At 65.3% G+C, this 15,389-nt stretch carries 15 protein-coding genes; 6 read left to right on the top strand and 9 right to left on the bottom strand.

The features are described 5' to 3' along the window. Positions 1–4: 4 nt before the first annotated feature. Positions 5–769, bottom strand: coding sequence for a decaprenylphospho-beta-D-erythro-pentofuranosid-2-ulose 2-reductase (locus tag CH273_RS14780; protein WP_032381093.1), 765 nt, complete (start codon positions 767–769; stop codon positions 5–7). Continuing rightward, positions 766–2,217, bottom strand: a complete 1,452-nt coding sequence (locus CH273_RS14775; protein WP_032396425.1) for an FAD-binding oxidoreductase — start codon at positions 2,215–2,217, stop codon at positions 766–768. Before CH273_RS14775 ends, CH273_RS14780 begins: the two co-directional genes overlap by 4 nt. A 47-nt stretch (positions 2,218–2,264) precedes the next feature. Between CH273_RS14775 and CH273_RS14770 the strand changes: the two genes are divergently transcribed. Beyond that, a complete protein-coding gene (locus tag CH273_RS14770) occupies positions 2,265–2,783 on the top strand; it encodes a GtrA family protein (protein WP_082074050.1) in 519 nt (172 codons plus the stop codon). A gap of 183 nt (positions 2,784–2,966) precedes the next feature. Here CH273_RS14770 and CH273_RS14765 read toward each other — a convergent pair whose 3' ends face one another. Together CH273_RS14765 and rfbA are read right to left on the bottom strand one after the other, a co-directional pair. Next, positions 2,967–3,551, bottom strand: a complete 585-nt coding sequence (locus CH273_RS14765; RefSeq protein ID WP_032396424.1) for a dTDP-4-dehydrorhamnose 3,5-epimerase family protein — start codon at positions 3,549–3,551, stop codon at positions 2,967–2,969. Further along, positions 3,548–4,423 carry a glucose-1-phosphate thymidylyltransferase RfbA gene (gene rfbA / locus CH273_RS14760; protein ID WP_045198019.1) on the bottom strand — a complete coding sequence of 292 codons (876 nt, stop codon included), beginning with the start codon at positions 4,421–4,423 and terminating at the stop codon, positions 3,548–3,550. Before rfbA ends, CH273_RS14765 begins: the two co-directional genes overlap by 4 nt. A gap of 150 nt (positions 4,424–4,573) precedes the next feature. Between rfbA and CH273_RS14755 the strand changes: the two genes are divergently transcribed. Together CH273_RS14755 and rfbB are read left to right on the top strand one after the other, a co-directional pair. Beyond that, on the top strand, positions 4,574–5,092 hold the full coding sequence (locus tag CH273_RS14755; RefSeq protein ID WP_052049541.1) for a maleylpyruvate isomerase family mycothiol-dependent enzyme: 519 nt from the start codon (positions 4,574–4,576) through the stop codon (positions 5,090–5,092). A gap of 277 nt (positions 5,093–5,369) precedes the next feature. Then, positions 5,370–6,374 carry a dTDP-glucose 4,6-dehydratase gene (gene rfbB, locus CH273_RS14750; RefSeq protein WP_032395528.1) on the top strand — a complete coding sequence of 335 codons (1,005 nt, stop codon included), beginning with the start codon at positions 5,370–5,372 and terminating at the stop codon, positions 6,372–6,374. 8 nt (positions 6,375–6,382) lie between these two features. On the opposite strand, the gene CH273_RS14745 is transcribed toward rfbB, so the two are convergent. From CH273_RS14745 to CH273_RS14725, 5 genes are read right to left on the bottom strand one after another with little or no spacing between them, the layout of a single operon-like run. Then, complete coding sequence (locus tag CH273_RS14745; protein WP_032395527.1) at positions 6,383–7,219, bottom strand: glycosyltransferase family 2 protein; 837 nt, start codon at positions 7,217–7,219, stop codon at positions 6,383–6,385. Further along, positions 7,216–7,683, bottom strand: a complete 468-nt coding sequence (locus tag CH273_RS14740; protein ID WP_032395526.1) for a GtrA family protein — start codon at positions 7,681–7,683, stop codon at positions 7,216–7,218. Before CH273_RS14740 ends, CH273_RS14745 begins: the two co-directional genes overlap by 4 nt. Then, on the bottom strand, positions 7,680–8,621 hold the full coding sequence (locus CH273_RS14735; protein WP_032395525.1) for an NAD-dependent epimerase/dehydratase family protein: 942 nt from the start codon (positions 8,619–8,621) through the stop codon (positions 7,680–7,682). Before CH273_RS14735 ends, CH273_RS14740 begins: the two co-directional genes overlap by 4 nt. Further along, positions 8,618–9,670, bottom strand: a complete 1,053-nt coding sequence (locus CH273_RS14730; protein WP_176459412.1) for a glycosyltransferase — start codon at positions 9,668–9,670, stop codon at positions 8,618–8,620. Before CH273_RS14730 ends, CH273_RS14735 begins: the two co-directional genes overlap by 4 nt. 14 nt (positions 9,671–9,684) lie before the next feature. Next, entirely contained in the window at positions 9,685–11,937 is a 2,253-nt protein-coding gene (locus CH273_RS14725) for a hypothetical protein (RefSeq protein WP_094638018.1), read from the bottom strand. A 149-nt stretch (positions 11,938–12,086) separates the two neighbouring features. On the opposite strand from CH273_RS14725, the gene CH273_RS14720 reads away from it, so the two are divergent. The 3 genes from CH273_RS14720 to CH273_RS14710 are packed head-to-tail and all read left to right on the top strand — an operon-like array spanning position 12,087 to position 15,321. Beyond that, positions 12,087–13,889: an N-acyl-D-amino-acid deacylase family protein gene (locus CH273_RS14720; protein WP_032395524.1), complete on the top strand. Its 1,803-nt coding sequence runs from the start codon at positions 12,087–12,089 to the stop codon at positions 13,887–13,889. Beyond that, on the top strand, positions 13,886–14,491 hold the full coding sequence (locus tag CH273_RS14715) for a TetR/AcrR family transcriptional regulator (RefSeq protein WP_032395523.1): 606 nt from the start codon (positions 13,886–13,888) through the stop codon (positions 14,489–14,491). Before CH273_RS14720 ends, CH273_RS14715 begins: the two co-directional genes overlap by 4 nt. After that, positions 14,488–15,321: an alpha/beta fold hydrolase gene (locus tag CH273_RS14710; RefSeq protein ID WP_032395522.1), complete on the top strand. Its 834-nt coding sequence runs from the start codon at positions 14,488–14,490 to the stop codon at positions 15,319–15,321. Before CH273_RS14715 ends, CH273_RS14710 begins: the two co-directional genes overlap by 4 nt. The last annotated feature ends 68 nt before the right edge of the window (positions 15,322–15,389 follow it).

Genomic DNA, 15,389 nt, shown 5'->3' with positions numbered 1-15,389 from the left:
GAAATCAGATGGGCAGCTTGCGGAAGATCGGCCGCGGTACGTGCCGCAGCACCATCATCACCAGACGCCATGGAGCGGGAGTCCAGATGAGCGGGGTGCCCTTGCGCGACGCGTTCACCGCGAGCTTCGCGATGACCTCCTTGTCGACGGTCATCGGGGCTTCCTTGACGTGCGCGCTGAACTTGGTGCGCACCATGCCCGGGCGAACGACAGTGACCCGAGGTCCGAACTCGCGCAACGCTTCTCCGAGCCCGAGGTAGAACCCGTCGAGTCCGGCCTTGGTGGAGCCGTAGACGAAGTTGGAGCGACGTACCCGCTCGCCTGCCACCGAGGACATGACGATGATGCGGCCGTAGGCCTGCGCCTTCATCTTCTCGCCCAGCAGCACGCCGACCGAGACGGAGGCGGTGTAGTTGATGTTCGCGGCGAGGACGGCCTTGCGCTGGTCCTGCCAGAGCTGCTCGGCATCGAAGTCGACGGCGAAGGCGACGATGGCGACATCGACGTCACCCTTGGCCCAGGCGGCGTCGATGACCTTCGGGTGCGATGCGGTGTCGAGTGCATCGAAGTCGATGACGTCGACGGACTTCGCGCCCTTGGCGGTCAGTTGTGCAACGGCGCTCTCGCGCAGCGGGTCGTTCGGCAGCGCAGCGAGGATGACACGTGCCGGCGACTTCGACAGGTACTCCTCGGTGATCGCGAGACCGATCTCGCTGGTGCCACCCAGAACGAGAATCGTCTGGGGGTTACCTACGGCGTCTATCGTCACAGCAGTTCCAGCCTTCTAGCCATATCGGAGGCGAAAACGCCTGTGGGGTCTACAGATCGACGGACCTTGATCCATTCGTCGATCCGCGGGTACATCGAATGGAACGTCTCGGCGTCGGTGCGCGAATCTTTCGCGGTGTACAGACGGCCACCGAATTCGAGCACGCGCTTGTCGAGTTCGCGGACGAACTCGTTCAAGCCCGGCTTGATCGGGAAGTCGACGCAGATGTTCCAACCCGGAATCGGAAAGCTCAGTGGCGCTTTGTTTCCGGGCCCGAACAGCTTGAACACGTTGAGGAACGAGTAGTGCCCGGACTTCTGGATATCGACGATGATCTTCTTGAACTCGTCGACGGCCTCCGGCGGCACCACGAACTGGTACTGCAGGAATCCCTTGGAGCCGTAGGCGCGGTTCCACTCACTGAACATGTCGAGTGGGTGGTAGAACGCCGTGAGGTTCTGCACCTTGCTGCGGTAGTTGCCCGACTTGCGGTACCAGACCTCGCCGACGGCCGAGAAGGTGTACTTGTTCGCGAGTCCGTTCGGGAAAATGTCGGGGAACTTCACCAAGGGCTTCGCGTTGAATCGCAGCGGATCCTTCTGCAGCTTCTCCGGCAACTGGTCCAGGCGCGCCAACGATCCACGAGACACAGCCGCGCGACCGAGCTTGGGTGGCGGAGCAACCGCGTCGAACCATGCGCTGGAGTAGTCGTAGTTGTTCTCGCTGCCGTCGCTGTGCAGTGCGATGGTCTCGTCGAGGGTGCTGGTGACGTCGCCGTCGGCGATGAAATATGCCGTTTCCGTCGGTGTCATCTCGATGGTTGCGCGCAGGATGATGCCGGTCAGTCCGTTGCCGCCGACCGTTGCCCAGAACAGCTTGGCGTTCTTGCCCGACGGCGTCAGGTGCCGGATCTGACCGTCCGCCGTGAGCAGTTCCATCGAGCGGACGTGGTTGCCGAAGCTGCCCGCGCTGTGATGGTTCTTGCCGTGGATGTCGGTGCCGATCGCACCTCCGATGGTGACCTGTCGCGTACCCGGCAGCACCGGTACCCACAAACCGAACGGCAGCGCAGCACGCATCAGCTGATCGAGGTTGACGCCACCGTCGACGTCGACGATGCGCGTGGACGCGTCGATGCTGTGAATGCCGTTCAGCGCATTCATGTCGATGACGAGGCCGCCGGAGTTCTGCGCGTTGTCACCGTAGGAGCGGCCGAGGCCGCGGGCGATGACGCCGCGTCGGAGGTAGGCCGGCTTGGAGTCGTTCTGCTCGGCGACCTGCTTGACCGCGTTCGCGATGAGCTCGGGGTCGGAGGTCGAGAGCACCTCTCCAGTGGAGGGCGCAGTGCGGCCCCAACCGGTGAGTGTGCGGGTCTGCGTGGGTAGCGGCGCAGTGTTCCCGGCCTGTGGTTCCAGGGGGAAGAGTGCGTCGTCGGCTGTCGTGGACATCGCTCAAGAGGGTACCCGCACCGCAGCAGCGGCTAGTGTCAGTCCTCGTGTCCACCCCCGACCGCTCCGCAGAAGAAGGCTCGACGGGCGACGACTGGTCGCCCGAGGACGAAGAGTTGCAGCATCACGTCCCGCTACCCGTCGAGCTGCCGTTGACCGAGAACATCGCCGACGCGGCCCTCGACCTCAAGACGCAGGTGCTGCGGTTCCTGGCGACGGGTGTGCTGTCGGCGATCGTCGACCAGGGCGTCAACCTGCTCCTGCATTTCGTGTTCGGCGTCGGTGTGACGCTGGCCAAGGCCATCGGCTTCGTACTCGGAACGACGACGGCCTACCTGATCAATCGCCGCTGGACGTTCAACGCAGCTCCGTCACGGGCCAGGTTCTTCGCCGTCGTCGCGCTGTACGGAGTCACCTTCGCCGTCCAGGTGGGCATCTACACCTGGCTCTACCAGGCCCTTCCCGACGGCTTCTGGTACGCCAACGTGGCCTTCGTCATCGCGCAGGGCACAGCGACGGTCATCAACTTCCTCGTTCAGCGATTCGTGATCTTCAAGATCCGCTGAGCCTCCGGGCTCGCCGCCGGGGGTTCGCAAACGCGCGCGCACTTGCCAAACGCGGGTTCGCCCCCGTGAGGTTCGCACACGCGCGCGCACTTGCTGAACGCGCGCATTCTCGTCAACGGTCACGGGCGATTCTGCGCGCGTCTGACGAACGCGCGCGCGTTTGCCCGATCCGGCGCTCGCCGCTCACGACAGGTCCGGCAGGTCTCCGCGTGCGAGGGCTTCGGCGAGGGTGGGGGCGGCTTTGTCCTTGTCGGACAGCTCGTAGGTCAACGGCGATCCGTCGCGTGCGGTGGTGGGCCAGTCGATGCCCAGCGCCGGGTCGAGTGGGTTGATGTCGCGATCCAGGGCCGGGGTGTACTCGAGACTGCACAGGTACATGACGGTCGAGTTGTCCTCGAGCGAGAGGATGGCGTGGCCGAGTCCTTCGGACAGGAACACCGCTTTGCGGTCGATGTCGTCGATCAGCACGCTGTCCCACTGCCCGAACGTCGGGGATCCGACCCTCAGGTCGACGATGACGTCGAGGAATGCTCCGCGGGCGCAGGTGACGTATTTCGCTTGTCCGGGTGGGTTGGTGGTGAAGTGGATTCCACGCAGGACCCCGGCGGCGGAGACCGAGCAGTTCGCCTGCAGCAGCTCCAACGACCGCCCGGTGGTCTCGGCGAAGAGGCCGGCTTTGAACCATTCGAAGAACACTCCGCGATCGTCGCCGAACTGGCGTGGGGTGTACTCGTAGGCACCGGCGATGCTCAACTCGCGAAAGCTCATGCTCGGTGTCCTCGGTCGATCAGATCCAGCAGGTAGCGGCCGTACCCGGATTTGACGAGTGTCTCCGCCCGGGCGCGCAGTTCGTCGTCGGTGATGAATCCGCGTCGCCACGCCACCTCTTCGGGGGATCCGATCTTCAGGCCCTGGCGTTGTTCGATGGTGCGCACGTAGTTCGAGGCATCGAGCAGCGAGTCGAAGGTGCCGGTGTCGAGCCAGGCGGTACCGCGGGGGAGGACTTCGACCTGGAGGCGGCCTGCCTCCAGATAGTGGCGGTTGACGTCGGTGATCTCGTATTCCCCACGCGCGGACGGTTGCAGGTCGCGGGCGATGGCGATGACGTCGTTGTCGTAGAAGTACAGCCCCGGAACGGCGTAGTTCGATTTCGGGGCGGCGGGTTTTTCTTCGAGTGAGATGGCTTTGCGGTTCGCATCGAATTCGATGACGCCGTAGGCGGTGGGGTCGGAGACCTCGTAGGCGAATACGGCTCCGCCGTCGATGGTGTCGAAACGGGAAAGTTGGGTGCCCAGGCCGGGGCCGTAGAAGATGTTGTCGCCCAACACCAATGCCGCGGAGTCGGTGCCGATGTGGTCGGCACCCAACACGAAGGCCTGGGCGAGTCCGTTGGGCTCGTGTTGGACCTTGTAGGTCAAGTCGATGCCGAATTGGGAGCCGTCACCGAGCAGACGCGTGAACTGGTCGGCGTCCTGGGGTGTGGTGATGACGAGGATCTCGCGGATCCCGGCCAGGATCAGAGTCGAGAGCGGGTAGTAGATCATCGGTTTGTCGTAGACCGGGACCAGCTGCTTGCTGACGCCCATCGTGATCGGATGAAGACGCGAGCCCGTGCCGCCCGCCAGAATGATTCCCCGCATGACGGCGAAGTCTTCCAGACCCTCCGATCACCCGCTCGCTTGTGCCGCTCCGTTTCCGCGCGCGATGTGGAATCCGCCTCTAAACTTCGTCCTGCCTCGCAGCTGTGGGGAACGGGACCGACTGACCACCGAGAACCGAGGACAAGCCACGTGACGACGACGAACCAGATCGCCACCGGTATCGATCAGGTCACCGCTCTGCTCTCCACAGTGACCGAAGCCGAACGCGCATCGGCGACGCCCTGCACCGAGTGGACCGTCGCTGACCTGACCGATCACCTGGTGAACACCGCTGCCAACCTGGTGACCATGGCTCGGGGTGGCGAGATCGACTGGTCGGCGACGCCCGAGTCGTCCTCGGATCCGATTCCGCTGTGGACCGAGCGGACTCGCGAACTGATGGCCGAGATCGACGCAGGTTCGCCGCTGCCGCTCGGCATGGTTGCCGCGGAACTCTCGGTGCACGCGTGGGATCTCGCGACCGCACTCGGTCGCGGCACCGATGATCTCGACCAGACCGTGCCCGAGGAGGGGATGGTGTTCATGTCCGCGAACATGACCGACGAACGGCGCGGTGGTGCCTTCGATCCAGAGCAACCGGCACCCGACGACGCGAACGCGTACGAGCGTTTGGCGGCTTTCGCCGGCCGCACTGTCCGAGGCTCCTGACAGTTCCGACGGCCGATCGCTCAACCGAGTCGGCGACATCGACCTACGGGATTCGGTAGGGCCGACACGGCACTCCCTCGTACGGTTCGGGCACTTCCGGTGCCAGCTGCGGGATTGCCCACATGAGGCCGAACGACAGCGCTATCGATGCCGCGAGACGGACAGGAATCTTCCCCAGACCCATCCGATCACTACTCCCCCCGAAGTCGAAGAGAAGCTAGCACGCCGGGCAGACAAGATCGGCCCGCTCGGGCATCCACCGGTAAAGTGCCTGTTCATGAGAATTCTCGTCACGGGTGGGGCCGGGTTCATCGGCGCGAACTTCGTACATCAGACCCTCGCGCAGCGTCCCGATTCCCAGGTCACCGTGCTCGACAAGCTCACCTACGCCGGTAACAAGGCTTCCCTCGATCCGGTGGCCGATCGAATCGAGTTCGTGCACGGCGACATCGCCGCCGCCGATCTCGTCGACCGCCTCGTGCGCGAGACGGACCTGGTCGTGCACTTCGCCGCCGAATCCCACAACGACAACTCGTTGACCGATCCGTGGCCGTTCGTACACACCAACGTCATCGGCACCACCACCTTGCTCAATGCGGTCCGCGAACACGACGTCCGCTACCACCACATCTCCACCGACGAGGTCTACGGCGACCTCGAACTCGACGACCCGGCGCGGTTCACCGAGTCCACTCCGTACAACCCGTCGAGCCCGTACTCGTCCACCAAGGCGTCGAGTGATCTGCTGGTGCGGGCCTGGACGCGTTCGTTCGGCGTCCGCTCCACCATCTCCAACTGCTCCAACAACTACGGCCCGTATCAGCACGTGGAGAAGTTCATCCCGCGCCAGATCACCAACATCCTCAGCGGCTCCCGGCCCAAGCTCTACGGCGCCGGGCAGAACGTGCGTGACTGGATCCACGTCGACGACCACAACAGCGCCGTCTGGGCCATCATCGACGGCGGCCGCATCGGCGAGACCTACCTCATCGGAGCCGACGGCGAAGCGAACAACCGCACCGTCCTCGAAGCGATTCTCGAAGAGACCGGCAACGCACCCGACGCCTTCGACTTCGTCACCGACCGCCCCGGCCACGACCTGCGTTACGCCATCGACTCGACCAAGCTCCGCACCGAATTGGGTTGGACGCCAACGTATGTCGACTTCCGTGCCGGCCTGAAGGCGACCGTCGACTGGTACCGCGAGAACGAGCAGTGGTGGCGACCGCAGAAGGACGCCACCGAGGCCGTCTACGCGGCGAAGGAGTCGGTCCTACCCTGAAGCAGGGCCTAGCTGCTGCGCGACATCCGGTGGCGCAGCAGCAGGTACACCGCGCGACGCATGAACGACGTCATCAGTGCCTTGGCGTTTCCGATGCGAACGTCGTTGTCGGACAACAGGCTCGGGTCGCTGGCCTGCAGTGAGCGGTGGAAGTCGGCGGCCTGACGTGCCTGCTGCGTCGCAAGCTCCACACTCCACTGCCCCGAGTTGATGCGGAACGATGCCAGTGGTCGGGGAATTGCCACGATGTCGCCGCGGAGCGCGACAGCGATGAACGTGGCCTGATCGATCAGGTAGGGATGACTGTTGTCCCACAGCCCGATTTCGCGGAGCTCCGCGAGCTTCATCATGACGCCGCCGGGTTCGCCGAAGATGTTGGCACCGGCTCGGACTGCGGTTCGCGCGGCAACTCGACCCGAGACCGTTCCGTGCAGGCCGCCGAGCCCGCGGGCGGCGATCACCGTCTTGCCGTAGGCGTCGATCAACGTCCGCTGAGAGGCGACCAGAACGGCGGTCGGGTTGTCGTCGAATGCTTGGACCTGAGTCGCCAACGCGGTGGGCGCGATGGTGTCGTCGCCGCAGACGAGTTTGATCAATTCGCCAGTGGCCTCTTCGGTGACCCGATTCCAGTTGGCCTGCGCGCCGCCACCGGCCGGGGTCGTCAGCACACGAATGCGCGGGTCGTCGAATTTCTGCGCGACGGCGAGGGTGCCATCGGTCGACGAATGATCGGCGATGACCAGCTCGAAGTCCGTGAAAGTCTGGGCAAGAATCGAATCGATGGTCTCGGCCAGGTACTCGGCGTTGTTGTACGCCGGGACGACGACGGATACACGGGGTGTCATGGTGTGGGGGCCTGGCTCTTTCTGCGGAACGAGAAGTCGCGATAGCCGAAGAAGCTGACGACTGCCATCACTGCTGTGACGACCAATTGTGAAGGGATGGGCGGGAAGTGGAAGACGGATACGGCGATCGTCATCAGAGAGATGTTGGCGACGAACGCGCCGAAGTTCACGACGAAGAACCGCAGCAGATCGCGTAAGAAGTGCCCACGCACGCGGAACACCAGGTATCGGTACATCGCGAACGCGCACAGCACGTTGCAGAGGTAGCCGAGCACGATCGCGGCGTGATATCCGTATCGCTCACCGATCAGCAACTGCCACAAGATGAACCACGCGGTACCCAGTGCAGTGTTGACGCCGCCGACGAGCAGGAACGCGATCTTCTGATTCTTGACGATGCGCATCAGCGGCCCCGGTGCGCCGTTCATCCCGGCCGGGGGAGCGGGGGTCTGTGGTTCGGTCATCGACCGACCCCCAATGCCTCACGGGTCGCGAACAGTGTGGAGGCGATTCCTGCGGGCAACGTTCGGTGCGTTCGACGATCGATCTGCGGCCAGACCGTCGAGCGCAGTCGCAGATCGCGACCTTGGAACACCGCGAGCGGCGACGCCGCCAGCACCACGTTCGGTCGACGGCGGAACACCGTCCGGCAGGCTCCGAGGATCGAGCCGATGGTGACGGCCTCACCGGAGGCGAAGATCTTGATCGTCGGCGAGTGTCGTTGCGTGGCAGACATACCGAGGGTGTCGGCGACCATCTCTGCCGCGTCGGACACGTAGAGATAGTCACGCAACGTGTCCATCGGTACGTAGATGGAGACGGGTGAAGCCATGAGGTAGCCCCGGCACAGGTGTGAGATCAGGCCCTGCGGTTTCGCGAGGTTCTGGCCGGGCCCGTAGAGGTTCGCGAACCGCCCGATGGCCACGTTGATCCCGGTGCGTTCACCGAACTCGGTTGCGATGGCCTCGGATTGCAGTTTCGCGAAGCCGTAGTCGCCCAACGGAACCGGCAGTGTTCCTTCGTGATGCGGGGCTCCGGTCGCGCCGGCGTAGACGCCTCCGGCGGACGAAGCGAGGAACACGGTTCCGGTGCCCGCGCGGTCGCCGGCGGCACTTTCGATGCGCGCCAACACGGCTCTGATCAGACCGTTCTCTTCGGCGAATTGCGCTGCGCTGGTTCCGTTCACACCCGCACCGGCGGCCCAGATCACGTTCCACGTACCGTCGGAGAAAGAGTCGAAGAACTCCGAACAGCGCTGCAGCAGAGCTTGTTCGGCAGATTCCCTGTCCGACCACGGGATGGTGCTGGTGTGCACTCGGTGCCCGCGACGACCGGCCTCGCGGGTCACCGCAGCGCCCAGGAGTCCGCCGCTGCCGACGATCCACGTGTGCGTTGCGGTCACGCCGACGGTGTGTTGTCGGTCGACTGTGGAGTTTCGACTGATCCTGCAGGCGCGGTGCGTCCGAGTGGGCCGTTTCCCGGATCGGTGACGATCAGGTACGGCGGCTTGCCCATGGCCGTCTTGACGTTGACGCCCACGTACTCGGCCACCACACCGAGGGAGAACAGAGTCGCCCCGAACCCGAACAGCAGAATCACCATCGTCGATGCCCAGCCTCGCACCTCGGCACCGGAGTCGAAGACGAAGTACGACACCAGTACGTAGGCCACCAGAATCAGGCCGAGTACCGCGAAGGCGATGCCGATGAAGCTGACCAGCCGCAGGCCCTTGGTGCCGCTCGAGAGCACCATCCGCCAGAAATGCGAGAGCAAGGTGCGCAGGCGGTAGCCCGATCGACGGTCCACCTCTTCGCGCAGCGCCACCGGGCTGGTCGTGACGTCGCCCGCGATCCACCCGAGTGCGATGTCCAGGTACGCCTCCGAACCTGCGTAGGCGGCGACGGAGCGGCCGACCTCACCGAGCACCAGGCGATAGCTCTGATAGTCGACGGTGTTGTCCCCGGCCAGGGCCTTGGCGATCAGCCATTTCGCGCCGCGGGAGGCGGTGTTGCGCCACAGTCCGTGCGGTGCGACGTTGGTGGGCTTGGCATAGACGACGGTGGACTGCCGGTCGAGGGCGGTGTCGAGCATGCCGCCGATGGCTGCCGGGTCGTGCTGCCCGTCCTCGTCCATCGTGACGATCCATTCGCCGCCGCTGGACGCCATGCCGGCGAGGGTGGCGGGGTGCTGACCGAAATTGCGACTCAGCCACACTCCACGAACGAACGGGTGCGCAGCGGTCAGCCGCCTGATCACCGCAGCGGAATCGTCGGGTCCGTGATCGAAGACGAGCAGAACTTCCTCGACGATCATCGGCCGCCCGACGGGGGTGTGAGTCACCTGCGTCAACGGAAGGATCTCGTCCATCAACGCACTGAGAGTCCGTTCACCCTGGTAGACCGGCACCACGATGGAAATGCGGTGCGGATCAGCAACAGAATCGTCGGACATCACGAGGGCCTACCCTATCCGTTCCCGCTGTCGCCATCGAACTCCGGCGCGGCAGGGCTTCTGCGTCGTCGCACATCGAGTACCACCAGACCGACCAGCAGCAGCACCCCGCCCGCCATCGCGGCGAGTCCGAGACGTTCGCCGGGCGGCCGGAAGGTGATGTGCAGATCTGCGTTCTCGGTACCGGGCGGCAGGTCGACGTAGAGGAAGATGTCGGCCAAGCCCTTGGTCTGCAGCTCTTCACCGTTCAGGGTCGCGGTGTAGCCGGGCCAGGCCAGACGGGAGAACACGACGCTGCCGCCGTTCGGAGCGCTGACGTCGACGTGCTCGGAGTCGGCGTCGGACGATCGAGGTTCGGCCGTGGCGTTCACGGTCGCGACGACGCGTCCCAACGTGGCGGGAATCAGTCCGTCGACGCGTTCGAGAACGTAGATCTGGCGGGCGGACTCGGGCGTGGGAGCGGTCACCCACTCCCAGCCTGCGGGTGCGGGCCGTGCATTCGCGAGCGGATACTGGTTCTTCTGCAGCACGATTCGATCGAGTTGCATCAGATCGGCGTAGGTCTTGCCGGTGTACGGCTCGATCTCGAACACGCGCCGGAAGCCGTCCTCGCAGGTCGATCCCTCGTGCTCGAAGCACAGCAGGTTGGCGAAGTCGAGATATCCGACGGGGGTGTACGCGTTGACGTAGTCCAGGCCCATGATCTTGGCGGAGTTGCCGTACACCTGGGAGTGCCAGGGCAGCTTGGGGTCGTCGGGTCCGTCGGCCTCGGTCTCGGTGAGCGCACGGCTGCCGAGTTGCAGAGTCGCGCCCTGCCACTGCGGGAACGCGGCCTTGGCCTCGGATTGGGACGCGGGCAGCCACCACTTGTCGAAGGGTGGTTCGTAGGTGGCCACCTGGTACATCGCGACCGGCGCGATGGTCACCAGCAGCAGTGCCGCGGTCGCGCGCGTGGAGAACCGGTGGGCCAACAGCAGGGCGAGTGCTCCGACGAGCAGGATCACCAGCGCAGCGAGGACATGGCGGCCGAAGAACTCCGGGCCCGAAGAACCGGCCCGCAGCAGCAGCACCAGCGTCAACAGGCCGGCCGCGAGCAGCCGGGGCCGTAGCTTGTCGAGAGTGCCGTACCGGCTGATCAGGGTGACCACGAGAATCAGCGCGACGAGGGCGACGAACGGCAGGATGCGGGCGGGCCAGCGGATCGGCCCGATGTCGCTGGGGCCCGCGGTGAAGATCAGGGCGAACGCCAGCATGATCAGCGGGGCTGCCAGCTCGCGCAGAGCGGCGGGTACTCGACGCCATGCGATGAACGCCAGCGCGGGCACCACGAACCAGGCGATGTAGGTGACCGGCGATTCGGTGGTCTCGCCCGCCCAGGATTCGATGCTGGTCACAGCGGTCGGGATGCTCGCGGTCAGCGATTCCGACCACGGTGCCGTCAAGAAGTTGTCGTTGAACGTGCCTTCGTCGCCGCTACGCCAGGTGACCGCCGAGGTGAGCACGCCGGGCAGGAACGTGACGGCCCCGCAGGCCGCGGCGGCGATGCCTACGGCGCACACCTTCACTGCCGGACGCCACAGCCGCTGGAACAGGTGTTCGCCGATCGCGACGGATCCGATCATCACTCCGGCCATCACCGCGGCGTGGACGTATCCCACGCTGATGGCGAGGTAGAGGAAGACGAACGGCACGATGGGGCCGCTGCGACCGCGGGCGTAGGACACCGAGCTCGCCCACGCGTTCATGATCCACGCGGTACCCATCAGTGCGGTCACCCACGAGGTGTTCTCGAAGAACAGCGTGAAGCCGACGAACGGTGCGCTCGCGCCCGCTACCGCGGCCCAGTTCGCCCGCGCTCCGTAGGCCAGAGCGACGCGAAAAACGCCCCAGGCCAACAGAATCGAGAAGCCGAGTTTGACGACCGTGGCCAGCAGCACCAAGTTGTCGATCGACGGCGAGATGTAGTTGATCGCCATCTGCACGGGATTCCACAGGCCGCCCTGGCCCTCGACCGGGTAGTTGCCTGCCATCCACTGATCGAGCACCAGCGAGGGGAAGTGCCCGTCGCGCATGATGCGTCCGAGCTGGAGCCAGTTGGGTACGGCACCCGATTCGGTGTCGTCGATGTAGAAGAAGCGGGGATCGACGCTGAGCACAAGGAGGTAGCCGAGAACGACGACTGCAGCGACCGCTGCTCCCCACGCGAGGCGCTCTCTCCTGCTGTCGGGCAGGGCGGCGCGCGCGATCTGGGTATCCGTGGGGGTCAAGGGTCAACTCCGTGAGTGCGGGCAAAGACACCCGACTGTAGCTCCCGAGGTGTCCGGGAACCGAAACGTCGACGCGTGTGACCCGCAGGTGTTGGCGGAAAACCGACTATTGCGAGCGATCACTCTCTAAGTTAGATTGAGGTGACACTATGACGGAGGTCACATTGAACTCGAACACTGATTTCGACGTCGTCATCACCGGCGGCACCGTCTACGACGGGTCCGGCGGTCCCGGAGTGCGAGCCGAGGTGGGCATCGTCGACGGTGTCGTGCGGGCCGTGTCGGCCACGCCGCTCGAGGTGGGTCCGGCGACCGAGGTGGTCGACGCCACCGGCAAGTGGGTCACCCCGGGCTTCGTGGACGTGCACACCCACTACGACGCGGAGGTGCTCGTCGGCCCGGGTCTCGAAGAGTCCGTCCGACACGGGGTCACGACGGTTCTGCTGGGGAACTGTTCGTTGTCGACGCTCTATTCCACTCCGGTCGACATCGCGGATCTGTTCAGTCGGGTCGAGGCGCTGCCGCGAGATCATGTGCTCAAAGCCGTCGATACGCACAAGACGTGGACCAGCCCCGACGAGTACATCGCTGCGCTCGAACGACTGCCTCTCGGTCCCAATATCGCTGCTCTGGTGGGACATTCGGATCTGCGGGCGCACGTGATGGGCTTGGATCGCTCGACCGATCGCAGTCAGCGGCCCACCCGCGAGGAGTGGCGCGCCATGTCGGACGCGCTCGAGCAGGCACTCGATGCCGGACTGCTCGGGATGTCGACGATGACGAACCCGTGGGACAAGTTGGACGGCGATCGGTACCGGTCTCGGTCGTTGCCGTCCTCGTACGCGCGGTGGAGCGAGTTCCGTGCGCTGCACAAGATCCTGCGTCGACGCGGTCGGTTGTTGCAGAGCATTCCGAACCTGAACACCAAGTACGACATGCTGTTCTTCCTCGCCTCGGCCACCGGGATCGGCCGCACTCCGCTCAAGATCTCGCTGCTGGCGGCGGCCGATGCCAAGGCGTCGCCGTGGATTCATCGCGTCTTCGGCCCGCTCGCGCGCATGGTCAACGGACCGGGCAAGGGCCAGTTCCGCTGGCAGCATCTGCCCACCACGTTCGACGTGTACTCCGACGGCATCGACCTGGTGGTGTTCGAGGAGTTCGGATCGGGCCGAGCAGCTCTGCATCTACGAGAAGAGTTGGGACGCAACGAGTTGCTCTCGGACGAGGCGTACCGCCGCTGGTTCCGCGCCGACTTCGAGAAGAAGTTCAGCTCACGCGTCTGGCATCGAGACTTCGCCGACGCCGAGATCACCGAGTGTCCCGACGCGTCGGTCGTCGGCAAGAACGTCGCCGAGGTCGCGGCCGAGCGCGGTGTGCACGTGGTGGACGCGTTCCTCGATCTGGTGGTCGAACACGGACGAAAACTGCGCTGGCACACCACGGTGGCGAATCATCGCAAGCGTCAGATGGACAAGCTGATCAACCAGCCCGGGGTGACAGTGGGGTTCTCCGACGCAGGCGCTCATCTGCGCAACATGGCGTTCTACAACTTCGGTATCCGATTGCTGCACCGCGTGCACGATGCGCAGAGCGATCGCAGGCCGTTCATGACCGTGGAGAAGGCCGTGCACAAGCTCAGCGGCGAATTGGCCGATTTCTACGGTGTCGACGCCGGACACGTGCGGGTGGGTGATCGAGCCGACATCGTGGTGATCGATCCGAATGGGCTGGACGAGGAGGTCCTGGCCTATCGGGAGGAGACCATGCCGGAGTTCGGGGGCCTGAGCCGCATGGTCAACCGTAACGACCGCGCTGTCGCCGCCACTCTGGTCGCGGGCCGAGTGGTGTTCTCCGGCGGCACCTTCGCTCCGTGGTTCGGTGTGTCGGAGCGGGCCGGCAGTTTCCTGCGGGCGGGTACCCCGACGGCTCCCCGTCGCCGGGAGCGTGTGTGAGCCCGAGTCAACAGCAGCGCCGGACCGAGACGATCGGAAAGTTGCTCGACGCGACGATCGCGTCGTTGTGCGAGAAGGGCTATGCCGCAACCAGTGTCAGTGAGATCGTCGGCCGCGCCGGGGTGTCCTCCGGTGCCATGTTCCGACATTTCGACACCAGGCTCGACCTGATCGTCGCTGCGGCCGACGAGGTTCGTCGACGCCAGTTCGTCGAGTTCCGTCATGGCCTGTCCGGTTTCGGTAGCGCGTCGATCGAACACTGCCTCGAACTGCTCAGGGCTGCGTGCCGAGCCCCGATCAACGGTGCCTGGTACGAGCTCCTGACCGCAGCCCGCAGTGACGAAGAGCTGCGAGAGAGGCTGCAGCCCTTCACCGTTCGCTATCACGAGCAGATCGCTGAACTCGCTCGCACACTACCGGTCGCAGGCGTGCTCGACCCACGGCATCTCGAGACGGTGATCTTCAGCGTGGTGCATCTGCTCGACGGCGAGGCGTTGGCCGCCGTGGTGCACCCGCAGCCCGAACAGGAGGCCATGCGGCTGAGGATGGTTGCGCACCTGTTGCGCGGTGGCACTCTGCATGCCCTGAGCGACGCGGGATGACCCGCTGGACGGTGCGCACGCCCGGCGCAGAACTTCCCGTCGTCGAGCACGGGAACCCGGAGGCGCGCTCGACGGTACTGCTGGTGCACGGCTATCCCGACAACCGCCATGTGTTCGATCCGTTGATCGCCGAGCTCGGCGATCGGGTCCGGGTGATCGCCTACGACACGCGAGGCAGCGGAGCGTCCGCGCTCGAGCCCGCAGCGGACGTGTCCATCGAGCAACTGGCGCGCGACGCCTTCGCGGTGGTCGAGTCGATACCGGGGCTCACCGGGAAGGTCCACGTCTTCGCCCACGACTGGGGGTCGGTCCAGATGTGGGAGGCGATGGCCTCGCCTCGCGCATCCACCGCTTTCGCGTCGTACACGTCGGTATCGGGCCCGAGCCTGGATCACCTGCGGCAGGTGGCGCGGGCGCGGCTGGTGCGACCGCGTCGCTGGCCGTCACTGGTCGAGCAGTTGGCGCGGTCCTGGTACGTCTTCGGGTTCCACGTGCCCGTGCTGGGCAGGCGGGTTCCGGGATTGCTGGCGCGCCTGAACGCCCATGGTGAGCCGACCCCGACGGCGGCCGACCAGCAGCGCGGTATCGCCCTGTACCGCGCCAACGTGCTCAGGCGTCTGCTCGGCGGACCCGTCCCGCGCTGCGCCGTCCCGACCACCGTGGTCGTCCCGACTGACGACCGCATGCTCTCGCCCAATCTCACCGACGGTCTGGATCGATGGATCCCCGACCTGCGCGTCGACCAGGTCGATGCGGGCCACTGGTGGCCGTACACGCACCCGGTCGATGCCGCTCGCGTGCTGATGGCGAGGGTGCGGGAAGCGGAGTAGACGGCGAGCGTCGGACGGATCGGTCGGGGGCTGTGCAACCATGGTCAGTGGTCTTCTTCTCTCCACGG

Source organism: Rhodococcus sp. 05-339-2 (assembly GCF_002258965.1).
In the GTDB taxonomy this organism is placed as follows: domain Bacteria; phylum Actinomycetota; class Actinomycetes; order Mycobacteriales; family Mycobacteriaceae; genus Rhodococcoides.
The sequence above is the reverse complement of the archived record's forward strand: the minus strand, read 5'-3'. Positions and strand labels throughout refer to the sequence as shown.